22 protein-coding genes and 1 pseudogene are annotated in these 23,015 nt (G+C 56.4%); 14 read left to right on the plus strand and 9 right to left on the minus strand.

Annotation, left to right across the window (positions count from 1 at the left end; all coding sequences use genetic code 11):
- Positions 1-27: 27 nt before the first annotated feature.
- Positions 28-822, plus strand: a complete 795-nt coding sequence (locus tag WM95_RS24225; protein WP_063409088.1) for an SDR family NAD(P)-dependent oxidoreductase — start codon at positions 28-30, stop codon at positions 820-822.
- Positions 823-827: 5 nt separating this feature from the next.
- Here WM95_RS24225 and WM95_RS24230 read toward each other — a convergent pair whose 3' ends face one another.
- Positions 828-1,355 carry an NlpC/P60 family protein gene (locus WM95_RS24230; RefSeq protein WP_045403295.1) on the minus strand — a complete coding sequence of 176 codons (528 nt, stop codon included), beginning with the start codon at positions 1,353-1,355 and terminating at the stop codon, positions 828-830.
- Positions 1,356-1,594: 239 nt separating this feature from the next.
- On the opposite strand from WM95_RS24230, the gene WM95_RS24235 reads away from it, so the two are divergent.
- Positions 1,595-2,257, plus strand: a complete 663-nt coding sequence (locus tag WM95_RS24235) for an HAD family hydrolase (protein ID WP_014885577.1) — start codon at positions 1,595-1,597, stop codon at positions 2,255-2,257.
- Between the two features lie 95 nt (positions 2,258-2,352).
- Here WM95_RS24235 and WM95_RS24240 read toward each other — a convergent pair whose 3' ends face one another.
- Both WM95_RS24240 and WM95_RS24245 read right to left on the minus strand, forming a co-directional pair.
- Positions 2,353-3,378, minus strand: a complete 1,026-nt coding sequence (locus WM95_RS24240; protein WP_023309545.1) for a TerC/Alx family metal homeostasis membrane protein — start codon at positions 3,376-3,378, stop codon at positions 2,353-2,355.
- A 169-nt stretch (positions 3,379-3,547) separates the two neighbouring features.
- Positions 3,548-3,946: a potassium channel family protein gene (locus WM95_RS24245; protein WP_023309546.1), complete on the minus strand. Its 399-nt coding sequence runs from the start codon at positions 3,944-3,946 to the stop codon at positions 3,548-3,550.
- Positions 3,947-4,263: 317 nt separating this feature from the next.
- On the opposite strand from WM95_RS24245, the gene WM95_RS24250 reads away from it, so the two are divergent.
- Positions 4,264-5,598 (plus strand): MFS transporter, encoded by a 1,335-nt coding sequence (locus WM95_RS24250; protein WP_045355930.1) that lies wholly within the window; start codon positions 4,264-4,266, stop codon positions 5,596-5,598.
- A gap of 37 nt (positions 5,599-5,635) precedes the next feature.
- Here the strand turns inward: WM95_RS24250 and WM95_RS24255 are convergent, their stop codons facing one another.
- The gene (locus WM95_RS24255) at positions 5,636-6,373 is read right to left on the minus strand and encodes an IclR family transcriptional regulator (RefSeq protein ID WP_023309548.1); all 738 of its coding nucleotides are present in this window, start codon (positions 6,371-6,373) and stop codon (positions 5,636-5,638) included.
- Between the two features lie 169 nt (positions 6,374-6,542).
- Here WM95_RS24255 and WM95_RS24260 point away from each other — a divergent pair, with 169 nt between their 5' ends.
- Together WM95_RS24260 and WM95_RS24265 are read left to right on the plus strand one after the other, a co-directional pair.
- Positions 6,543-7,235, plus strand: a complete 693-nt coding sequence (locus tag WM95_RS24260) for an RraA family protein (protein WP_063409086.1) — start codon at positions 6,543-6,545, stop codon at positions 7,233-7,235.
- The gene (locus WM95_RS24265) at positions 7,235-8,173 is read left to right on the plus strand and encodes an NAD(P)-dependent oxidoreductase (RefSeq protein ID WP_063409085.1); all 939 of its coding nucleotides are present in this window, start codon (positions 7,235-7,237) and stop codon (positions 8,171-8,173) included. Before WM95_RS24260 ends, WM95_RS24265 begins: the two co-directional genes overlap by 1 nt.
- A 32-nt stretch (positions 8,174-8,205) precedes the next feature.
- Here WM95_RS24265 and WM95_RS24270 read toward each other — a convergent pair whose 3' ends face one another.
- Positions 8,206-9,402, minus strand: a complete 1,197-nt coding sequence (locus WM95_RS24270; RefSeq protein WP_063409096.1) for an NAD(P)/FAD-dependent oxidoreductase — start codon at positions 9,400-9,402, stop codon at positions 8,206-8,208.
- A gap of 228 nt (positions 9,403-9,630) precedes the next feature.
- Here WM95_RS24270 and pitA point away from each other — a divergent pair, with 228 nt between their 5' ends.
- From pitA to WM95_RS24285, 3 genes are all read left to right on the plus strand, one after another.
- Positions 9,631-11,130, plus strand: a complete 1,500-nt coding sequence (gene pitA, locus WM95_RS24275; protein WP_023309552.1) for an inorganic phosphate transporter PitA — start codon at positions 9,631-9,633, stop codon at positions 11,128-11,130.
- A 175-nt stretch (positions 11,131-11,305) separates the two neighbouring features.
- Positions 11,306-11,695, plus strand: a complete 390-nt coding sequence (locus WM95_RS24280; protein WP_063409084.1) for a polymorphic toxin type 44 domain-containing protein — start codon at positions 11,306-11,308, stop codon at positions 11,693-11,695.
- Positions 11,673-12,080, plus strand: coding sequence for a hypothetical protein (locus tag WM95_RS24285; RefSeq protein ID WP_045404741.1), 408 nt, complete (start codon positions 11,673-11,675; stop codon positions 12,078-12,080). Before WM95_RS24280 ends, WM95_RS24285 begins: the two co-directional genes overlap by 23 nt.
- Before the next feature lie 43 nt (positions 12,081-12,123).
- Here WM95_RS24285 and uspB read toward each other — a convergent pair whose 3' ends face one another.
- Positions 12,124-12,459 (minus strand): universal stress protein UspB, encoded by a 336-nt coding sequence (gene uspB, locus WM95_RS24290; protein ID WP_003861224.1) that lies wholly within the window; start codon positions 12,457-12,459, stop codon positions 12,124-12,126.
- Between the two features lie 283 nt (positions 12,460-12,742).
- Between uspB and uspA the strand changes: the two genes are divergently transcribed.
- Positions 12,743-13,180 carry a universal stress protein UspA gene (gene uspA, locus WM95_RS24295; RefSeq protein WP_003861223.1) on the plus strand — a complete coding sequence of 146 codons (438 nt, stop codon included), beginning with the start codon at positions 12,743-12,745 and terminating at the stop codon, positions 13,178-13,180.
- Positions 13,181-13,277: 97 nt separating this feature from the next.
- Here uspA and rsmJ read toward each other — a convergent pair whose 3' ends face one another.
- Both rsmJ and prlC read right to left on the minus strand, forming a co-directional pair.
- Positions 13,278-14,030, minus strand: a complete 753-nt coding sequence (gene rsmJ, locus WM95_RS24300) for a 16S rRNA (guanine(1516)-N(2))-methyltransferase RsmJ (RefSeq protein WP_176600585.1) — start codon at positions 14,028-14,030, stop codon at positions 13,278-13,280.
- A 7-nt stretch (positions 14,031-14,037) separates the two neighbouring features.
- Positions 14,038-16,080 (minus strand): oligopeptidase A, encoded by a 2,043-nt coding sequence (gene prlC, locus WM95_RS24305; protein WP_047743420.1) that lies wholly within the window; start codon positions 16,078-16,080, stop codon positions 14,038-14,040.
- 214 nt (positions 16,081-16,294) lie between these two features.
- On the opposite strand from prlC, the gene WM95_RS24310 reads away from it, so the two are divergent.
- The 3 genes from WM95_RS24310 to WM95_RS24320 all read left to right on the plus strand — a co-directional run bounded on the left by WM95_RS24310 (position 16,295) and on the right by WM95_RS24320 (position 20,392).
- A complete protein-coding gene (locus WM95_RS24310; protein ID WP_059446306.1) occupies positions 16,295-17,137 on the plus strand; it encodes a 23S rRNA (adenine(2030)-N(6))-methyltransferase RlmJ in 843 nt (280 codons plus the stop codon).
- Between the two features lie 71 nt (positions 17,138-17,208).
- Positions 17,209-18,561, plus strand: coding sequence for a glutathione-disulfide reductase (gene gorA, locus WM95_RS24315; protein WP_045355924.1), 1,353 nt, complete (start codon positions 17,209-17,211; stop codon positions 18,559-18,561).
- A 181-nt stretch (positions 18,562-18,742) separates the two neighbouring features.
- Positions 18,743-20,392 carry an alpha,alpha-trehalase gene (locus WM95_RS24320; RefSeq protein WP_029740255.1) on the plus strand — a complete coding sequence of 550 codons (1,650 nt, stop codon included), beginning with the start codon at positions 18,743-18,745 and terminating at the stop codon, positions 20,390-20,392.
- 125 nt (positions 20,393-20,517) lie between these two features.
- Here WM95_RS24320 and WM95_RS24325 read toward each other — a convergent pair whose 3' ends face one another.
- On the minus strand, positions 20,518-22,107 hold the full coding sequence (locus WM95_RS24325) for an STY4199 family HEPN domain-containing protein (protein ID WP_063409081.1): 1,590 nt from the start codon (positions 22,105-22,107) through the stop codon (positions 20,518-20,520).
- 148 nt (positions 22,108-22,255) lie between these two features.
- Here WM95_RS24325 and WM95_RS24330 point away from each other — a divergent pair, with 148 nt between their 5' ends.
- Complete coding sequence (locus tag WM95_RS24330; RefSeq protein ID WP_048976958.1) at positions 22,256-22,795, plus strand: GNAT family N-acetyltransferase; 540 nt, start codon at positions 22,256-22,258, stop codon at positions 22,793-22,795.
- A gap of 71 nt (positions 22,796-22,866) precedes the next feature.
- A pseudogene (locus WM95_RS27930) lies at positions 22,867-22,965 on the plus strand (lysozyme); the annotation flags it as partial.
- Between the last annotated feature and the right edge of the window lie 50 nt (positions 22,966-23,015).

Consider the following 23,015-nt stretch of genomic DNA (forward strand, 5'->3'; position numbering starts at 1 on the left):
GAACGTTAAAACGAGAAGGAGCAGATGATGAAAATCGACTTTGCGGGGAAAGTGGCGCTGGTGACCGCCTCAACCGGCGGGATCGGGTTCGCCATTGCCAGAGGTCTGGCAGAAAGCGGTGCGGAAGTGATCGTCAATGGTCGCAGCACGGAATCGGTGAATAAAGGCATTCAGCAGCTCCAGCAGGTGGTGCCGGGCGTGCAGGTGCGCGCCGCGATTGCCGATCTCAGCACGGCGGAAGGGGTCGAGTCGCTTCTGAAGGTGGCGAATAACGTCGATATTCTGGTCAACAACGCCGGGATTTACGGTCCGCAGGATTTCTATGCCACCGACGATGAGACCTGGGAGCGTTACTGGCAGACCAACGTGATGTCCGGCGTGCGTCTGTCCCGCGCCCTGCTGCCGGGCATGGTGCAAAAAGGCTGGGGACGCGTGGTGTTTATCTCCTCCGAGTCGGCCTGCAATATTCCGGCGGATATGATCCACTACGGCGTGACCAAAACGGCGCAGCTCTCGCTGGCGCGCGGGCTGGCGAAGTTCGTGGCGGGGAGCGGCGTGACGGTCAACAGCGTCCTGCCGGGCCCGACGATGTCTGACGGTTTCGCAGAGATGATGAAAGATGAAATCGAAAAAACCGGCAAATCGCTGGAGCAGCTGGCGAAAGAGTTTGTGATGACCAACCGCCCCAGCTCGGTTATCCAGCGCGCGGCCACGGTTGAAGAGGTGGCCAATATGGTGATTTATGTCTGTTCGCCCCAGGCCTCCGCCACCTCGGGCGCGGCGCTGCGCGTCGACGGTGGCGTCGTGGATGACATCATCTGACGCTGTCAGGCCGCACTGCCTGCGATGCGACGGGCGGTAATGTAGTGTGCCTGCCAGTAATCATCCGTCAGGGTTGAAACCGTTACGCCCTGACTGGTTGAGGCATGAATAAACTGGTTTTCGCCAATATAAACGCCAACGTGCTTGCGGTTCGGGCCCGTCTGGAAGAAGACCAGATCGCCGGCTTTCAGGCGGTATTGCGCCACCTGCACGCCACGATGGATCTGTTCACTCGTCGTGCGCGGCAAATTAAGATGTGCCGCATCGGTGAACAGGTGCTGCATGAGCGCGGAGCAATCTACCCCGCGATGCGTGGTTCCGCCCCACCGGTACTGGGTGCCTTTCCACTTCTGGTATTGATCGAGAATACGCGAGCGCAGCGGGCCTGTTTCCTGATGCACCAGCGCAGATTTCGCCGGTGATGCTGCCAGTTCACTGTTCATCGATAACATCGACGCTGGAAGTTGAAAGCTGAACGCAGAAAACGAAGCAAAGCTTAACGTGAGGATTGAAATAAGCGATCTAAGAGTCATATCAAAAAAGAAGTAGTGAGTGAGTTTTTCCTTACCTGTGGGGGCCAATGGTTCCCCTAAATATCTTGCGATGTGGCGATAATATAGACAGCTCGTTTTTTCACCAATTGTTATCGAGGCCAAAAATGGACTCACTTTGAGATCGCAAGATCGAGAAAAAAAGAGTGGTGATATAAGGACTGTCCAGCTAAAGCAGGTAAACTGATCCGCAGAATGTGTATTTCAGCTAAGACGTATTTATGACCAATATGATTGCCGACGAGACGGTGGCTAAATCCAGCGTGCTCTCTGTCTTTGACTTTGACGGGACATTAACGCACCACGACAGCTTTATTCCTTTCCTGCGTTTTGCCTTCGGTAAACGTTACTTCGCGGGCCGCCTGGTGCGCATGGCGCTGCCTACGCTGCACTGCGTGCGTCGCAAGCTGACGCGCGATGAGCTGAAGGAAGTGCTGATTAAAACCTTCCTGACGGGCGTGGATGAACACTGGCTGCGCCAGCAGGCGGAAGCCTTTTGCGAAAAATACTGGAACAAACTGATGCGCCCCGAAGGGGTTCTGGCGGTGGCGGCTGAGGTCAATTCCGGTGCGGAAGTGACCATCTGTTCCGCGTCCCCGGCGCTGGTGCTCCAGCCGTGGGCTGATAAGCTCGGCATTAAGCTGATTGGCACGCAGCTGGAAGTGAAGGACGGCAAGCTGACGGGGCGCATCACGGGCAATAACTGCCGCTGCGCCCAGAAGGTGGCAAGGCTGGAAAAAGTGTATGGCGATCTGAACGCCTATCACCTGCGCGCCTGGGGCGACACCCGCGGCGACCACGAACTGCTGGCGGCGGCGCAGGATCCGCACTGGCGGCACTTCCACCACCCGCGCAAGCGTCGGAATTCACCGATTAAGGGTTAGGTGCGGTCCGGTGCCCTCACCCCGGCCCTCTCCCACAGGGAGAGGGAGAAAACCAAATCACAGGCCCGGTAAGCGAAGCGCCACCGGGCAATGCATCAGGCCTCACGTTTTCCCGGGAACATCACGCTTGCAATAATCCCCAGCGCCAGCACGCCTAGTACCACAAACAGGCTGGCCGTGGCGCCAATGCTGTAACCGTGATGCCAGAAGTGATCGGTGGCATTTAACCCCAGCTTGAACGCCACGAAGAACAGTAGCAGCACCACGGCTTTCTCGAGGTGCACCAGATACTGCTTCAGCGCTTCCAGCACGAAGTAAAGCGTACGCAGGCCGAGAATGGCGAACATCATGGCGCTGTAGATAATCAGCGGCTCGCGGCTCACGGCAATAATGGCCGGCACGGAGTCAAACGCGAACATGACGTCAGAGAGCTCGACGACGGCTACGCAAAGCAGCAGCGGCGTCGCATAGCGCTTCGCCTTCTTCACGCGTCCGACCATCACGTCCTGGTTTTCCGGCTTTTCAAGCTCCGCATCCACCTCTTTCTGGGTCAGAATAAAGGCATTGCTGCTAATTTTTGGCCAGACCGGATAGAAGCGCTTCACCAGACGATAGGCGAGATGACCCGAGTAATCCTCCACTTCGTCGCTCTCTTCATTGCGCCTGAGCATCATCACCGCCGTCCAGCCGACGACCAGCGCGAAAATTACCTCAACGTACGGCCCCAGGCTTAACAGGCTGGTGCCGATAGCCACAAAGATGCCGCGGAAGACAATCGCCCCCAGCACGCCCCAGTAGAGCACGCGGTGACGGTACTTATCCGGCACGCCGAACCAGGCGAAGATCGCCATCATCACGAACAGGTTATCGACGGAGAGCACCTCTTCCAGCGCATAGCCGGTGAGGAACAGGCTCGCCATCTCGGCGCCGTGGTGAACGTACAGGAAACCGGCGAAGGCCATCGCCATCATGACCCAGAAAACGGACCACATCGCCGCGCTTTTCAGCGAGATCGGTTTATCGTGACGGTGCATAAAGAGGTCGATAAACATCGCCCCAACGGCCATCACCACAAAGACAACAACGGTTTCCGTCGGGAAACCGAGATGAGCAGCAGACATACAAAACCCTTTTGGCAGACAAAACACAACACCATGCAAACTGGCGTAAACCAGGAACAGAAAAGGGTGGGCCGTTAATCAGCCTTTTCACCCTCAAAGCCGCAGCCCTGTCGGCTACGTAAAGAGGGGTGTACTTTACCTTACCAGGCGGGGATCGCGCATCTGCCGTTTAGGCGCTCATTCCGCGTAAGCGCTGCAGCACCGCCACCAGAACCGCCACGGACCAGCCCACCATCAACGCGCCCACCAGTCCTTCCACCCCGCCGATAAGCCGCCAGTGTTGGGGTAACGTGACGTCGCCGTACCCTACCGTCGCATAGCTCACCAGTGAAAAGTAGAAGCTGGTGTTCCAGTCATTAAACGCATCGATGACAAAATAAAACGCAGCAAACAGCCCGGCCTCAAGGAGATGGGCGAAGATCATGGAGATCACGATACCGACATTGCGTAAAACAATGCGTACCGCAGAATCGACTTCTAATTTGATGAATTTTAAAACGCCAAACATCCATAGCGAATGGATCACCACGGTTAGGGTAAGCAAAATAATAATACTGAGTAGCTGCATGATGCGTGCTCGACCAAAAGGAATATGGCCCCGCTAACGCGGCGGGGCACCTGGTCGAAGCTTAGTTGAATGGAGAGGAAAAGTTGGTGCAATAATTGCGTTGCGTGATTATCTCTCTTGCAGCGTACTCTCTTTGCGGCTGGTTCGGCTGCTGTGAACGTTATATCTGAAGCGCACTATCTGTGAGTCACCTCTTATTTACATCATTTAAACCTTCCATTAACTGGATAAAAATAACGCGCCGTCGCTATAGTGGTTTTGTTTAATAAAACTGAGTTGTACCTAATAAAACAAAGAACAAACCCTGCGAGGACACAATGACAGAACATTTACGTAACGGCGCGACCGCCACCGAGGACATAGAAAGAGAGACGATGCGGAAGGTGATCTGGCGTATTCTCCCGTTTCTGATTGTCAGTTACCTGGTCTCCATTATCGATCGCGGGAATATCGGCATGGCTTCGCTGCAGATGAATGAGGACCTTGGCCTCAGCAAAGCGGCGTTTGGCTTCGCCAGCAGTCTTTACTTCGTGGCCTATTTTTTGTTTGAGGTGCCCAGCAACCTGGCCATGCAGAAAGTCGGCGCCCGGCTGTGGATCCCGCGCATTATGATCAGCTGGGGCATCGTTTCCATGTGTATGTCCCTGGTGCAGAACACCACGTCGCTCTATATCGTCCGTTTTCTTCTCGGTGCTGCAGAGGCGGGTTTCTTCCCGGGCGTCGTGCTGTATCTGACCTGGTGGATCCCGTCCCGCTACCGCGCACGCATTATTGCGTCATTTATGGTCGCTATCCCGCTCGCTAACTTCATCGGCTCCCCGCTTTCCGGATTGATACTGTCACTGGATGGCTGGCTGGGTCTTCGCGGCTGGCATCTGCTGTTCATTATTGAAGGCTTGCCGGCGGTGCTGCTGGGTATTGCAGCCTGGTTTATTCTCCGGGATCGCCCTCATCAGGCGAGCTGGCTCAGCAGCGAACAGAAACAGTGGCTGGAAACCACGCTGGAAACCGAGCGCAATCAGCAAAAGAGTATCGGGCACCAGACGACGTGGCAGCTGCTGAAGCATCGCCAAATCTGGCTGATGGCGCTGATTTACGCGGGCGCATCTTCCGCGGGCACCACGATCAGCGTTTGGTCTCCTCAACTGCTGAAATCCTTCCATCTCGATAACCTTGAGACAGGTCTGCTTAACGCTATTCCTTACGGTCTGGCATCTGTTCTCATGATTGTATGGGGACGGAATTCCGATCGTACCAACGAACGCCGCTGGCATACCGCACTCACGCTGTTCATGATTGCCGCCGGTGTGTTCGCCGCCTTTGTGAGCGTCTCGCTGTCTGCCACGATCGTTATCCTCAGCATTATGCTGATAGGCGCTTATTCAATGAAAGGGCCTTTCTGGGCGCTGGCATCCGGTTGGATGAGCAGTACCTCAGCGGCGGCGGGACTGGCCGCGATTGGCGCCATCGCAAACCTGATAGGCGGGGCGGTGATGGTAAACGCGTACGGCATTATCAATGAGCGGACGGGCAGCTACACGCTGGCTATGCTTCCGCTGGCCGCGCTGTGCGTGGCCGGGGGTATCGCGGTGCTCATTATGGGGCGGCAGGCCCGCCGCGCTCAGCTACACGAAAAACAGGTCACGCATTAACGATGACAGAAGCGGGACATTTGTCCCGCTTCTGCGTTTAAAGATTTTCTTCCGCCGCGTCGCTCGTTTCACCAAAGAACTGCTGACAGAAGGGCTTACTGGCTCCCATTTTCTGCGAAAGACGGCTTGCAGCCGCCTTCATCAACTGCCCTATTTCCTTCTCACGACGATCTTCCGTCAACCGCGAGATGGGACCGGTCAGGGCTAACGCCGCAACCAGCTTGTCGTGAACGCCGAAGACAGGCATCGCAAACGCAGCGGTATGGGGATCGCGTGCGCCTGACGTGTAGAAAGGGAGTTCCGCGTCTTCCTCCGGCAGGCTTTCATTGAGCCCCCAATGACGCAATACCTTACTGATGGCCGAATTATCGAGCGGGAACTGGCTGCCGGGAAGATTGCTGTGTCGCAGGCCATGCGACGCTTCAGCGCGAAACAGGCAAAGCCGCTGCCCTCCCTCCAGCACATACCAGCTGGCACTCTCCTGAGATGCCAGGGATAAGGCCTGAAGCTCTGGCTGAACCACCCGGGAAAGGTGGAAAGATTGTTCATACAGCTTGCCGAGGTAAAGCAGACGTGGGCCCAGCGCATAATTGCCGTCTTCATGCCTGACGACGTAATTCATCCGTTCAAGAGAATTCATCAAGCGGTAAACCGTGGTTTTGTGATAACCCGACAGCTGTGCCAGCGCGGTCAGCGTCAGGCTCTCATCCCCAGGACGGAAGCAATCCAGTAAAGCCAGCGCTTTTTCAACCGCTACAACGCCTTCATTCCCCATCATTATCTCCTTGTTAGCCCGGCAGTGAGTGTACCTCAAATTTTGTGAGTCACTTCGTGTTTACATCACAAACGCCACCTCGGGTCTGGCTAAAAGGAAAGCAACACCGCTATAGTTGTTTTGTTCTGTACACCTGCATTGTACTCAGTAAAACAATATGGAGGCATTTATGTCCGTTACTGAAAAAAAATCGATTAATCGCCATTTCGAGCGCGTTTCTGCCGAGGACGTTCGTCGGGCTGCCGAGTATCAGGCAGCTATTCTGGCCGACGTGGCCGGTCGCCGCGGTACGCTTCATGGCCGCATCAAACCGCTGGCCCCACACATGTCCGTTGCAGGTCCGGCCATCACCGTTGAAGTCCGTCCGGGTGATAATCTGGCGATTCATGCCGCGATGGCGGTGGCGCAGCCCGGTGATGTCCTGGTCGTCGATGGCAAAGGCGACCTGAGCTGCGCGCTGCTTGGGGAAATCATGGCCACTCAGGCTCAGGCGAGCGGCATTGCGGGCATTATTATTGATGGCGCTGTACGTGACGCCGATACCCTGAGCAAAGGTCACTACCCCGTCTTTTCTGCCGGTCTGAACCCCTGCGGCCCGACAAAGTTAATCTCTGGCCGGGTTAATCATCCCATTTCAGTCGCCGGGGCGACGGTTCAGGCCGGGGATCTGGTTGTCGCGGATATCGACGGCGTGGTCGTTATCCCGCGAGATGAGGTTCAGGAGGTTATCGCTCTGGCAAAAGAAAAGCTGGAGATGGAGACCCGGCGTCTTGCCGCCATCCGTGAAGGCGATTTACGTCCACACTGGCTTGATGACGCGCTTCGTAAAGCAGGAATGTTAGCTGACGGGGAGACGCTGTGATGGGGGGCAAAGACGTAGTACTGGTTACCGGTAGCGACCTGGCGGAGCAGGCCATGGTGATGTTGCAGGGCTTTGAGGTAGTGTTTGCTGGCCGCCAGCCCACAGAAGATGACCTGATCGCGCTGTGTGAACGACACAATCCTGTGGCAATCCTGGTACGTTACGGCAGGATCACCGCGAAGGTCATGGATGCGGCTCCGGCTCTGCAGGTTATTTCCAAGCACGGAAGCGGGATCGATGTGATAGACCAGGAGGCAGCGGCCGAGCGCAACATCGCCGTCCGCTCTGCGCCTGGCGCAAACGCGGCGGCAGTGGCTGAACATACCTGGGCGCTGATCCTCGCCTGCGCAAAGTCAGTGGTGCCTCTGGACAAGCGGCTGCGAGACGGGCACTGGGATAAGGCGACGCATAAATCCATTGAGCTGGAGGGCTTAACGTTAGGGCTAATTGGGTTGGGCGCTATCGGCTCGCGCGTGGCGACTATTGGTCACGCTTTCGGCATGAAGGTGCTGGCTTACGATCCCTATGCTAAGACCATGCCTGCCCTGTGCGAACGCGCAGAAACGCTGAACGGACTTCTTTCCCGTTCCGATGTTATCTCTTTGCACTGTCCGCTGACCGATGAGAATCGGGGAATGATCAATAGCCAGACGCTTGCACACTGCAAGCGGAACGCCATTCTGGTCAATACGGCACGCGGCGGACTGATCCACAGTGAATCGTTACTGGCGGCGCTCCGGGATGGCACGCTGCACAGCGCGGCGCTGGACAGCTTTCCCCACGAGCCGCTGACGGCGCCGCACCTCTGGCAGTCCGAAGAAAACGTGGTTATTTCACCGCATATTGGCGGCGTTACCGCAGCGTCATATATCAGGATGGGAACCGTGGCCGCGAGCAATATTCTGGCCGTGACGGACGCAACCACCGTCAGCTCGTAAAGCCAACCGCGACGAGTGGCAGCGCGCTTATGTCACTTGTCTTCTGCCAGCGCCTGAGCACACGCCCAGGCACTTGCCCATGCCCACTGGAAGTTGTAGCCGCCGAGCCAGCCGGTCACATCCATCACTTCGCCAATAAAATAGAGCCCCGGCACGTTGCGCGCTTCCATGGTGCGGGACGAGAGCTCATTCGTGTCAACCCCGCCCAGCGTGACTTCCGCGGTTCGGTAGCCTTCGGTGCCGTTTGGCTGAACGCGCCAGTTTGTCAGGGTCTCTACCAGCGTTTCCTGCTCGCGGCTATTCAACTGCTTAAGCGACACGTCCGGGATCTGCCCCAGCGCCTGCAAACATTCCACCAGACGTTTTGGCAGCTGCATTGCCAGGGTGTTTTTCAGGCTTTGATTTGGGTGCGCGGTACGCTGCTCGTTAAGAAAAGCATCCAGATCGAACTCCGGAAGCAGGTTAACCGTGACGAACTCACCCGGCTGCCAGTAGCTGGAGATTTGCAGTACCGCCGGGCCGGAAAGACCGCGATGGGTAAAGAGCAGGTTTTCACGGAACACCGTCCCGTCTTCGGCGGTAATGACCGAGGGAACAGACACGCCAGACAGCGTCTGGAGCTGTTCAAGAAGCGGTTTATGTAAGGTAAACGGCACCAGCCCGGCGCGAGTGGGCAAGACTTTAAGGCCAAACTGTTCGGCAATCTTATAGCCGAACGGGGAGGCGCCCAGCCCCGGCATCGACAGGCCGCCGCTGGCGATCACCAGGCTGTTTGCGCTGACGGTTTCACCGTTCAGCTGCAGCGTATAGCCCTGGTCGTCGCGGGCGACCTCCAGCACTTCCGTGCGCAGGCGCATGACGACGCCGCCCTTCTCGCACTCGGCCACCAGCATATCGACAATCTGCTGCGCGGAGTCGTCGCAGAACAGCTGTCCCAGCGTCTTCTCATGCCATGCGATGCCGTGCTTGCCCACGAGATCGATAAAATCCCATTGTGTGTAGCGCGCCAGCGCAGATTTACAAAAATGACGGTTTTGGCTCAAATAGGCCGCGGGTTCAACATACAGATTAGTAAAGTTGCAGCGCCCGCCGCCGGACATCAGGATCTTACGGCCGGGCTTTTTACCGTTATCCAGCAGCAGTACGCGACGACCCGCCTGTCCGGCCATTGCCGCACAAAACATACCCGCCGCACCGGCGCCAATTACCACGGCATCAAACCTTTCCACGTCAAAACCCTCTTTGTTAACTGCCGCGGATTGTAAAGTTTCCTCTGTGGTCACACCAGCGTAAAAAGATATTACAAAGGCATTCCATTGAAATTTAAAGAATATCCTTTATGAGGCATTTCTCAAATCAGGTGGTATGTCAAAAAAAGTCTATATTTCACTTTGCCCGCCGCGCATTTGTCCTGGATAATGCGCCGCGTTCATGTCCTCAAAATGGCGTAACGTCCTATGCTACATTTGTTTGCCGGCCTGGATTTACATACCGGGCTTTTATTATTGCTTGCTCTGGTTTTTGTACTGTTTTACGAAGCGATCAACGGCTTCCACGACACTGCAAACGCAGTAGCGACGGTTATCTACACTCGCGCAATGCGATCGCAGCTTGCGGTTGTTATGGCGGCGGTATTTAACTTTTTTGGTGTTCTCCTGGGCGGGCTGAGCGTTGCGTATGCCATCGTGCATATGCTGCCAACGGATCTGCTGCTTAACGTTAGTTCTGGCCATGGCCTCGCTATGGTGTTCTCAATGCTGCTTGCTGCAATTATCTGGAACCTCGGTACCTGGTATTTTGGCCTGCCTGCATCCAGTTCTCACACGCTCATCGGCGCGATTATCGGCATCGGGTTAACCAACGCCCTGATGACCGGGACATCGGTTGTTGATGCGCTGAACCTGCCTAAAGTACTGGGCATTTTCGGCTCCCTGATCATCTCCCCTATCGTGGGTCTGGTCGTTGCAGGTGGCTTGATTTTCATCCTGCGTCGCTACTGGAGCAACACGAAAAAACGTGCGCGTATCCACCTGACGCCAGCAGAGCGTGAGAAGAAAGACGGCAAGAAAAAGCCGCCGTTCTGGACGCGTATCGCCCTGATCATTTCTGCTATCGGCGTGGCCTTCTCACACGGCGCGAACGACGGGCAGAAAGGCATTGGTCTGGTGATGCTGGTTCTGATCGGCGTCGCACCGGCAGGCTTCGTGGTGAACATGAACGCCTCTGGTTACGAAATCACCCGTACCCGCGATGCGGTCAACAACGTTGAAACCTATTTCCAGCAGCATCCTGACCTGCTGAAAAAAGCGACCGGCGTTGATCAATTGATCCCTTCTCCGGAAGCAGGTGCAACCACCGCGCCTGGCGAATTCCACTGCCATCCAGCTAACGCGATTAACGCGCTGGAACGCGCCAAGGGCATGCTGGGCGACATCGAAAGCTACGACAAACTGGCCGTTGAACAGCGTGGTCAGCTGCGTCGTATCATGCTCTGCATCTCTGACGTGACCGATAAAGTCGCGAAGCTGCCAGAGGTGAATGGTGACGACAAACGTCTGCTGAAGAAACTGAAAAGCGATATGCTCAACACCATTGAGTACGCGCCAATCTGGATCATCATGGCCGTCGCGCTGGCACTCGGTATTGGTACGATGATTGGCTGGCGTCGTGTGGCGACCACCATCGGCGAGAAGATCGGTAAGAAAGGCATGACCTATGCGCAGGGTATGTCCGCGCAGATGACGGCGGCAGTGTCTATCGGTCTGGCGAGCTACACCGGTATGCCAGTATCCACCACCCACGTACTCTCCTCGTCCGTGGCAGGTACCATGATTGTTGACGGCGGCGGTCTGCAGCGCAAAACCGTGACCAACATTCTGATGGCCTGGGTGTTTACACTCCCGGCATCCATCCTGCTGTCTGGCGGTTTGTACTGGATTTCGCTGAAGCTGATTTAATCGGTTGAAGGCGATAAAAAAGCGGGTCAGGAAACTGACCCGCTTTTTTTATGGCTGCTATTTGCCATGAGGTGTTTGATAACATGAGGATTTTCTGAACATTTTTTGCTCAATTTCAAAACACAGAAAAAACTATCATGGCGGCCAGAAGATAAATCCAGACAAAGGAGAATGTATGGCTTCTGTCCCTATCTCAGGACCGGGTTCAATCGTTATAGCGAACAATATGCGTGAGGCACGCCTTAACGGAATGTCACGCAATATGGCCACGCCCTCAACGTATTATTGGTTCTACCAAAAAGTCCGAAATGGCGGTCCCTGGGATTATAAAAAATTCGACCCTTATTTTGCTGCATTTGGTAACTTCAACTTCGGAGCCGCAGGTACTGCGGCAGGTATCCCTGCAAACATCCTTCTTATGGGCGCAGGCTGGGCTCAAGGCCGGGCAGGTACCTCAAAACCGGAATGGGGAAAATGGTACGAAAAGCCGCCTTACGGAGACGACCCAACGGACCAACGCAACATCAGAGAAGGAATAGACTATGCCATTCAAAACGGCTATTAAATGGATTCATCGCCTTGTTACCGCTTCACTTCTGGTGCTGGTCATTGGATTTCTCTGGTTAAACCATCAGCCCAATCAGCGAAATAGCGATGAGCTACAGCGCGCTTATAAATTATCCGATAGCGTCTGGCTCTATATGACCGTGAACAATCAGGGCGGCACAACCGTACCACCAATCTACCGTTATTATCTCTCGGGGGCGCTTGCAGGGAAAGACACTGATATTATCCATCAGCTTGCTATGAAGTATCCGGTAATCGAAGGTACAGGCACGATAACCTCGGCCAGTATTGATACAAGCGGGGAAGTGAACATTGCCTATAGCGGAAAGGTTATTTCGATTGAGAACAATATCTCCAGTCTCCGGTTCTCAGTTAAGCCCTGAGCCAGATGAAAGTAGGCGGGGCTTTCCCCGCCTGCTGTGATGCTCAGTGCCAAATCATCAATGCAATCATACTGACCACGACCAGCCCGCACAGGGCGCTGGTCAAAATGAACTGACGACGCAGGCGCTCGCAGCGACGAATAAACTCTTCATCGTGATGATCGCGGTAGCGCTGGTAGTAGATGTATCCCACCAGACGCATCTGCTTGCTGGGCTGTCCATGCGAGGTGAAGAACCCTCCACCGTCCACATACTGATAAAGCAACGGATCGCAACCACGAAGTACCACTAACAGCGCACGTAACGATGAGAAGTAGCGCGCCATATTCACTATGCAAACCACGCATAACGCCCAAAACAATGCGACGGTGCTAATCATACATCCTCCCCGGCGTCCGCCCACGAAGCAAGGCTCCTGAGCTACCGCACCCCAATGCCCTGACAGACAGTTCAGTGAAAGAATGACCAGAAGTCGATCCGGTTCGCGTTTTAATATCCGAACGGCTCATTTAATAGTGTAGGAGATCCGTTAATTTTTTTGCCACAAGGTTAATCGTTATCAACACCAAAGCTTGAAAAATATGTTTAACTGGGCCGTAATGAAAGTATCAGACGACGGCATTCTCACTTAGTCATCGATAACTTAAGGAAGGAGTAACACTATGGCTTACAAACACATTCTCATCGCGGTAGACCTCTCCCCTGAGAGCAAAGTGCTGGTTGATAAAGCGGTATCCATGGCACGTCCCTACAATGCGAAAGTTTCGCTGATTCACGTTGACGTGAATTACTCCGACCTCTACACCGGTCTGATCGACGTGAATCTTGGCGATATGCAGAAACGCATTTCCGAAGAGACTCACCATGCCCTGAGCGAACTCTCCACCAACGCGGGCTATCCAATTACCGAAACCCTTAGCGGCAGCGGCGATCTGGGCCAGGTGCTGGTTGATGCGATCAAGAAATACGATATGGACCTGGTGGTTTGCGGTCACCATCAGGACTTCTGGAGCAAGCTGATGTCTTCAGCGCGCCAGCTGATTAACACCGTTCACGTGGATATGCTGATTGTTCCACTGCGTGACGAAGAAGACGAATAAGCGCGTTAAATTCCCTTCACCCTAACCCTCTCCTAAAGGGAGAGGGGATAGATCGAGGACGCAGGCCGGGTAAGGCGAAGCCGCCACCCGGTTTTTTTTATTCCGGCGTACCCGGATAAATATCAAACCGGTGCCCTTTGGTGGTCACCGCGTTAGTGGTCGCAACGTTCGCCAGCGGCGGCGCATAGTCAGGGCGCTTCACCACCACCCGCTTCGTCGCCAGCTGGCGAGCCGGCGCCAGCAGGCCATCCGCATCCAGATCAGGCCCCACCAGAGACTGAAACACCCGCATCTCTTTCTTCACCAGCGCGCTTTTCTGCTTGTGCGGGAACATCGGGTCGAGATAGACCACCTGCGGGCGCGGGGTGATATCGGTCAGCACCGTCAGGCTCGAGGCATGAATCAGCTGCAATCGTTCCTGCAACCACGGCCCGATTTCCGGGTCCGCGTAGCCACGGCTCAGACCGTCGTCGAGCAGGGCTGCCACCACCGGATTGCGCTCCAGCATCCGCACGCGGCAGCCGACAGACGCCAGCACAAACGCATCGCGCCCCAGCCCCGCCGTGGCATCGACCACGTCCGGGAGGTAGCTCCCTTTGATGCCGACCGCTTTGGCCACCGCTTCGCCGCGACCGCCGCCGAACTTGCGCCGGTGCGCCATCGCGCCGCCGACAAAGTCGACGAAAATCCCGCCGAGCTTCGGTTCGTCGCGCTTGCGTAATTCGAGATGTTCCGGCGTCATCACCAGCGCCATCAGGTTTTCTTCATCGTGCTCCAGCCCCCAGCGGGCCGCCAGAACAGATAAGGCGCCGTCTCCGGCGCCTGTTTCATCAACTAAGCAGATCTTCACGTAACAATCAGCCTTTGATCCCGTAATGCTCAAGCATCGCATCCAGCTGCGGCTCGCGTCCGCGGAAGCGTTTGAACAGCACCATTGGCTCTTCAGACCCGCCGCGGGTCAGGATGTTATCGAGGAACGACTGGCCGGTTTCGCGGTTGAAGATCCCCTCTTCTTCGAAACGGGAGAAGGCATCTGCCGCCAGCACGTCGGCCCACAGGTAGCTGTAGTAGCCCGCCGCGTAGCCGCCTGCGAAGATGTGGCTGAAGGCATGCGGGAAGCGGCCCCAGGTTGGCCCTGGAATAACGGCAACCTGCTTTTTAATCTCGGCCAGGGTCTCAAGGATTTTCGCGCCCTGCTCCGGGCTAAACTCGGCGTGCAGGCGGAAATCGAACAGGCCGAACTCCAGCTGGCGCAGGATGAACATCGCCGCCTGGTAGTTTTTCGCCGCCAGCATTTTATCCAGCAGCTCTTTCGGCAGCGGCTCGCCGGTCTCATAGTGACCGGAGATAAACGCCAGCGCGTCCGGCTCCCAGCACCAGTTTTCCATAAACTGGCTTGGCAGCTCGACGGCATCCCACGGCACGCCGCTGATACCGGCCACGCCTGCGGTTTCGATGCGGGTCAGCATATGGTGCAGACCATGACCAAACTCGTGGAACAGGGTAATCACTTCGTCGTGGGTGAACAGCGCCGGTTTGCCGCTTACCGGACGGTTGAAGTTACAGGTCAGGTAGGCGACCGGCTTTTGCAGAGAACCGTCGGCTTTACGCATCTGACCCACGCAGTCGTCCATCCACGCCCCGCCGCGCTTGTTCTCACGCGCGTAGAGATCGAGGTAGAAGCTGCCGCGCAGTTCGTTTTTCTCGTCATATAGCTCGAAGAAACGCACGTCCGGGTGCCAGACGTCGATATCGGTACGCTCTTTGGCGGTGATGCCGTAGATGCGTTTTACCACTTCGAACAGGCCGTTAACGGCTTTGTTTTCCGGGAAGTACGGGCGCAGCTGCTCGTCGCTGATGCTGTAGAGGTGCTGCTTCTGTTTTTCGCTGTAGTACGCGATATCCCACGGCTGCAGCTCGTCCACGCCGAACTCGGCTTTCGCGAAGGCGCGCAGCTGGGCCAGCTCTTTCTCACCCTGCGGACGGGCGCGTTTCGCCAGATCGGTCAGGAAGTCGAGCACCTGCTGCGGGTTCTCCGCCATTTTGGTGGCGAGGGATTTATCGGCGTAGTTTTCGAAGCCCAGCAGCTGCGCCAGCTCGTGACGCAGGGCGAGGATTTCCGCCATTACCGGGCTGTTGTCCCACTTACCGGCATTCGGCCCCTGATCGGAGGCGCGGGTGCTGTACGCACGGTACATCTCTTCGCGCAGGGCCTGGTTGTCGCAGTAGGTCATCACCGGCAGATAGCTCGGGATATCCAGCGTTAACAGGAAACCGTCCTGCTCTTTCGCTTCAGCCTGGGCTTTTGCCGCCGCCAGCGCGCTTTCCGGCATACCGGAAAGCATAGCTTCGTCGGTAATCAGCTTCGTCCAGCCCATGGTGGCGTCGAGCACGTTGTTGCTGTACTGGTTGCCCAGCTCGGACAGGCGCGCGGCGATTTCGCCATAGCGGGTCTGCTTCTCTTTTGGCAGGCCAATCCCGGACAGCTCAAAATCACGCAGGGCGTTATCGACCGATTTTTTCTGCGCCGTGCTCAGTTCGGCATAGTGGTCGCCGTCGCGCAGGTCGCGGTAGGCTTTGTACAGCCCTTCGTGCTGGCCGACCCAGGTGCTGTACTCAGAGAGCAGCGGCAGGGTCTGTTCGTAGGCTTCGCGCAGTTCCGGGCTGTTTTTTACCGAGTTCAGGTGGCTCACCGGGGAGAAGATACGTCCCAGCACGTCGTCCACTTCGGCCAGCGGCTGACACAGATTTTCCCAGGTGTACGGCGCGCCCTGCGCTACCACGCTTTCTACCGCCGCGCGGCAGTTGTCCAGCGATTGCGTAACGGCTGGAACCACATGCTCAGGGAGGATTTTAGAAAACGGCGGCAACGAAAAAGGCGTCAGTAATGGATTGGTCATAAACGCTGTCCTGTTGAAATAGGTGAATGAAGCGCGCATCCGGCGCTGTGCATATGGGATCTAGAATGGGGTTAAGTGTAGAGGATTTCAATGCCGGACGTTGCGCTTTCGCGGCAGTGGAAACTTTTCTGTATACTGTGGCGATACGCTCTATTTTTGCCCGATGGCGCTACGCTAATCGGGTCTACGTTTACTACCTGGAACACATTCATCCATGCTCAGTTATCGCCACAGCTTCCACGCAGGCAACCACGCCGACGTCCTTAAACACACCGTTCAGAGCCTGATCATCGAATCGCTCAAAGAGAAAGAGAAGCCGTTTCTCTATCTGGACACGCACGCGGGCGCGGGCCGTTATCAGCTGAGCGGCGAGCATGCCGAGCGTACCGGTGAATATCTGGAAGGGATTGCCCGCATCTGGCAGCAGGACGACCTGCCTGCCGAGCTGGAGCCGTACATCGGCGTGGTGAATCACTTCAACCGTAACGGCCAGCTGCGCTACTACCCTGGCTCACCGCTGATTGCTCGCCAGCTGCTGCGCGAGCAGGACAGCCTCCAGCTGACCGAACTGCATCCGAGCGATTACCCGCTACTGCGTTCCGAATTTCAGAAAGACAGCCGCGCCCGCGTGGAAAAATCCGACGGTTACCAGCAGCTGAAAGCCAAGCTGCCGCCGGTTTCCCGCCGCGGCCTGGTGCTGATCGACCCGCCGTACGAAATCAAAACCGACTATCAGGCGGTGGTAACCGGTATCCACGAAGGCTACAAACGCTTTGCTACCGGCACCTATGCCCTGTGGTACCCGGTGGTGCTGCGCGCGCAAATCAAACGTATGATCAAAGACCTGGAAGCGACCGGCATCCGTAAGATCCTGCAGATCGAGCTGGCGGTACGCCCTGACAGCGATCAGCGCGGCATGACCGCCTCCGGCATGATTGTGATCAACCCGCCGTGGAAGCTTGAAGCGCAGATGAACAACGTGCTGCCGTGGCTGCATAAAACGCTGGTGCCAGCGGGTACAGGCCACGCCACCGTCAGTTGGATCGTGCCGGAGTAATCGCAGCCATCGGTGGAAACTATTGATTTCAGGTATACAATCGCGGCAATTCACGATTAAGGACAAAAGCTATGACTAAGCATTATGACTACATCGCCATCGGCGGCGGCAGCGGCGGCATCGCCTCCATCAACCGTGCGGCCATGTACGGCCAGAAGTGCGCGCTGATTGAAGCCAAAGCGCTGGGCGGCACCTGCGTGAACGTGGGTTGTGTACCGAAGAAAGTGATGTGGCATGCGGCGCAGATCCGTGAAGCTATCCATATGTATGGCCCGGACTACGGCTTTGACACCACCATCAACCACTTCGACTGGGAAAAACTGATCGCCAGCCGTACCGCCTACATCGACCGCATTCACACCTCGTACGACAACGTGCTGGGTAAAAATAACGTTGACGTTATCCACGGTTTCGCCCGCTTTGTGGACGCGAAAACGATCGAAGTGAACGGCGAGACGATCACCGCCGATCACATCCTGATCGCCACCGGCGGTCGTCCGAGCCACCCGAACATCCCGGGCGTGGAATACGGCATCGACTCCGACGGTTTCTTCGAACTGCCTGCCCTGCCAAAACGCGTTGCCGTTGTTGGCGCGGGTTACATTGCGGTGGAACTGGCCGGCGTGATTAACGGCCTGGGCGCGGAAGCACACCTGTTCGTACGTAAACACGCGCCGCTGCGCAGCTTTGACCCGCTGATTGTCGATACGCTGGTTGAAGTGATGAACACCGAAGGCCCGACCCTGCACACCAACGCCGTGCCAAAAGCGGTGGTGAAAAACGCGGACGGCAGCCTGACGCTTGAGCTGGAAGATGGCCGCAGCCAGACCGTCGATTGCCTGATCTGGGCGATTGGCCGTGAACCTGCGAACGATAACTTCAACCTGGGCGTGACGGGCGTAAAAACCGACGAAAAAGGCTATATCGTCGTCGATAAATTCCAGAACACCAGCGTACCGGGCATTTATGCGGTCGGCGACAACACCGGCGCGGTTGAGCTGACGCCGGTCGCCGTTGCGGCGGGTCGTCGTCTCTCCGAGCGCCTGTTCAACAACAAGCCGGACGAGCATCTGGACTACAGCAACATCCCGACCGTGGTTTTCAGCCACCCGCCAATCGGCACCGTCGGCTTAACCGAGCCGCAGGCGCGTGAGCAGTACGGCGACGACCAGGTGAAAGTGTATAAATCGGCATTTACCGCGATGTACACCGCCGTCACCTCTCACCGTCAGCCGTGCCGCATGAAGCTGGTCTGCGTCGGTCCGGAAGAGAAGATTGTCGGTATCCACGGCATCGGTTTTGGTATGGACGAGATCCTGCAGGGCTTCGCCGTGGCGCTGAAGATGGGCGCAACCAAGAAAGACTTCGACAACACGGTGGCCATCCACCCGACGGCCGCGGAAGAGTTTGTTACTATGCGTTAATCCTGATGCCCCTCTCCTGAGGGGCATTTTTTTAACATTCATAAATCGTTGCAAAACGAATGCTCTGAAAATAGTGATCTACCGCACATTTCCCTCCCCATCTACCGAAGCGAATGTCTACGCTTATAAGACGCCCGGATAAACCTGTCTTTTGAACACACAACCGGAGGTCCCTATCACCATGTTCAACCAGAAACTACAGGCTACCGAGAACATCGAGTTCGAGATTGCAGAAGAGCTGCGCTACGAGACCGATCCCTGCGAGTTGAAACTGGATGAAATGATTGAGGCGGAGCCGGAACCCGAAATGATCGAGGGGCTCCCCGCCTCCGATGCGTTGACGCCCGCAGACCGCTATCTTGAACTGTTCGAGCATGTGCAGTCGACGCGGCTGTTTGCGGACAGTAAAACCTTCCCCGACTGCGCGCCGAAGATGGATCCGTTAGATATCCTGATCCGCTACCGCAAGGTCAGACGCCACCGGGATTTCGACCTGCGCCAGTTTGTGGAGAACCACTTCTGGATGCCGGAAACGTACGGCACAGAATATGTCTCCGACCCGGGACTCTCCCTGAAAGAGCACATTGATAACCTGTGGCCGGTGCTGACGCGCGAGCCGCAGGATCATATTCCCTGGTCTTCCCTGCTGGCCCTGCCGCAGGCCTATATCGTCCCCGGCGGGCGATTCAGCGAGACCTACTACTGGGATTCCTATTTCTCCATGCTGGGGCTGGCGGAGAGTGGCCGTAACGATCTGCTCAAGTGTATGGCGGACAACTTTGCCTGGCTGATTGAACGCTACGGGCATATCCCCAACGGCAACCGCACCTATTATCTCAGCCGCTCGCAGCCGCCGGTCTTTGCCCTGATGGTGGAGCTGTTCGAGGAGGACGGCGTGCGCGGTGCGAAACGCTATCTGGATCACCTCAAAATGGAGTACGCCTTCTGGATGGACGGCGCGGAGTCGCTGCTGCTTAACCAGGCCTACCGCAGCGCCGTGCGCATGCCGGACGGTTCACTGCTCAACCGCTACTGGGACGACCGTGATACCCCGCGCGACGAATCGTGGATTGAGGACGTGGAAACTGCCCGCCACTCGGGTCGTCCGCCCAATGAGGTGTATCGCGACCTGCGCGCGGGTGCGGCGTCCGGCTGGGATTACTCGTCCCGCTGGCTGCGCGATCCGTCGCGGCTCGCCAGCATCCGCACGACGCAGTTTATCCCCATCGATCTGAACGCCTTCCTGTTCAAGCTGGAAAGCGCTATCGCCAACATCTCCGCGTCGAAAGGGGATAAAGAGACGGCAGAGGCGTTCCGCCAGAAAGCCAACGATCGCCGCGCGGCGGTGAACCGCTATCTGTGGGACGAGGAGAGCGGCTGCTACCGCGATTACGACTGGCGACGCGAAGAGCTGGCGCTGTTTTCTGCCGCCAGCATTGTGCCGCTGTATGTTGGAATGGCGACGCACGAGCAGGCAGAACGTTTGTCTGATGCGGTCAAATCGCGGCTGCTGACCCCAGGTGGAATTCTGGCGACCGAGTACGAAACCAGCGAGCAGTGGGATAAACCCAACGGCTGGGCGCCGCTGCAGTGGATGGCGATTCAGGGGTTCAAGCAGTACGGCAACGACTCGCTGGGCGATGAGATCGCCTGGAGCTGGCTGCATACGGTGAACCATTTTTATAAGACGCATCACAAGCTGATTGAGAAGTATCACATCGCCAGCAGCACGCCGCGCGAAGGCGGCGGGGGTGAGTATCCGCTGCAGGACGGTTTCGGCTGGACGAACGGCGTGGTGCGGCGGCTGATTGGGTTGTATGGGGAGCCTTAAGCGGGGTGCGGTCTGGTGCCCTCACCCTCACCCTAATCCTCTCCCCATAGGGGAGAGGGGACTGCACGGTGCGCTCTTCATCTCCCTCGTCCCTATGGGGAGAGGGCTGGGGTGAGGGGAAAATGTTAGCGAATCACCTCATAAATGGCAGTCTGAATGGACTGCCATTTTTTCGTGGTGGCATCCGGCTGCGACTGCGCGCGGCGTGTGGCCATGTCGAGATCGTGCTGCTGGCGTTTCACCACCGCAGGAACGGTGCAGAAAGCTTTGAGATACTCTTTACGTACCGAGGTCAGAGACTCGCCGTTCGACATGGCGTGGCTGAGCGTGTTGATGAAGCGACGGCACGGCTTCTCTTCCACCATGTTCTGCCGGTAGCGTAACATCAACTCCAGCACATCGTCATAGCCTGCCGACATCGCCTCTTCGGTCCAGGAGAGCTTCCAGTCCATGCCGCCCTGCAAAAACAGCAGGGTCACGCGGGTATCGTTGCGGTTAATGGCCGAGCGGAAATTATTCTCGTCCCAGGTGACCCCCATGCGCGTGAGCGTTTCGCGCGAAGAAGGCGTCTCGCGCATTTCCTGCGGAGAAGCCGCTTCAGCCGCGCTGGCGGTTGCAGGCTGCGGTTTGCTGCTGGTCACCAGCCAGAAGCCCCCCGCCACGATAGCAATCACCATGACGCCAACCGCCCCCCATAGCACACCGGAAATGAGCTGCTCGCGTTGTTCGGGGGTACGCGGCGCGCGCTGGGTCGGCTTTTCAATGGTGTCACGGACTTCAAACAGATCCCCACCGGTGACCCGATCCATTTTCTGCGCCTTTTCCCAGAAGGTATGCAATTCGCTGGCATCTACCGCCATGAATCCGGCCGGATTGACGCGCGTTCTCCCCTCTTCAAACGCGCGCTGAACGGGCCGCGCGATCTGCGCGTAGTAGTTATCCAGCAGCTGGATTTGCGCCGGGCTTAACGTTTTCTGGACGGTGATGTTGTTACGGATTTGCCGAATGTCATCGAGGAAGGTTTGCAGCGTTTTGCGCGGTTCAACCAGCAGCGTCAGCATGGACGGGTCGCTGAACAGCGAAGCGTAATAGCGGCTGAACTCTTTTTTATCCACCAGCATCTGCGCCAGTTCGCTGAACATCATGCCGCTGAGGACATCATTGATCTCGCCAAGCTTCAGCCAGCGCCGCACGCGGTCAGCGTTAAACAGGGTCTTGAGATGGTTGTTCAGCCGCACCTGATCGGGCCAGGCCTGCTGGATGAGCCCTTTAATCATCAGCTCAATCGCGCGTACCTGCTTGTGCGCCTGCTGCTGCTGGAGTTCGCTTCCCGGTGCCAGGTCAGTGCTGTAGGTCAACAGCGGCTGCTGCAGGCGAAGATGTTCCAGAGCGGTCACAAACCGCATCGCCGCAATAAGCTGGTTTTCACTCACATCCTGTCCGCTTTCATACTGCGGAACGCGCTGCTGCAGCAGGCGCAGCTGGAGCGTAAATTCCGACATCTCGGCATCATTCAGGTTGAGTTTTTTCGCAACGGCTCCCCAGCCGCCCAGAGCTAATCGCGCGCTGTCGAGTTGTTCCAGGAACCAGCGTGGATCTTTGCCCTCAGAAGCATGTACATTCAGAAGGAGTAAAATTTCCACCGACGCATGGCGAATGACCGCCAGACAGTGTTCAAACTGTTCGCGAATATGATGTGATGTGCTGAGAGTCATTGTTTTCCTTAAGCGACAACGAAGACATCCGGAATGGGCACGAAACGCCCTTTATTCTTTTTATTTATACGCGGTTAACCATACCTGACTTTCTGTTGAAATAAAGTGACAACCCTAAAATGATTTAAAATGTTTCAGGAGAATCTGAATGCCAGTTTTAATTACCTCTCGCCTGACCTGTTCGCCCCTTCAGGAACAAGACTGGCCCTTTTTTCTGGCGCTACAGCAGCACCCGGACGTGATGCGCTTTGTGGCGGAAGATCGTCCCGTCGCGGCGATCCGCGAGGCGTTTGATTCGCGCCTGGCCCCATGGGCACCGGGCAGCGCCCACTGGCTTTGTCTCGTCGTACGTGACACCGCCTCACAGGCCCCGCTGGGCGTTACCGGGTATATTCATCGGGAGGAGGACTGCGCAGAAGTGGGCTTCCTTTTCGCACCCGAGGCGCAGGGGAAAGGTTACGGCTTTGAATCCCTGAAAGCGCTTTGCGATTACGCTTTTCATCAGGGCGGTATACGGCGACTCACCGCCACCGTCACCGCGGGAAATGTCGCGTCAAGACGCCTGCTGGAAAAAGCCCGCTTTCGCCTGGAAGGTGAATTACGCGAAAGCTATTACCTTGCGGGGCGCTGGCAAAATGACTGGCTATTTGGTTTATTACAGCAGGAATACCTGAATAATAATTCCTGACCAACCGCTTTTTAGCAGATATTTCCCGGACGTCGTTTCCTCTTTAATGTCACTATTAAGAGGAAACGAATATCAAACGTCATTCGCTGAAAATATTCTCAGCGGCCGCTGCGTTAATAAAAAAACATCCGGGTCTTTCTCTGGAGAAATATCGTGATGAAAATGGGTTATCGGCTATGGCTGCCTGCGTTCTTTATCACTGTCAGTATGCAGACACATC

It is taken from the genome of Enterobacter cloacae complex sp. ECNIH7, from assembly GCF_002208095.1.
GTDB classification, from domain to species: domain Bacteria; phylum Pseudomonadota; class Gammaproteobacteria; order Enterobacterales; family Enterobacteriaceae; genus Enterobacter; species Enterobacter cloacae_M.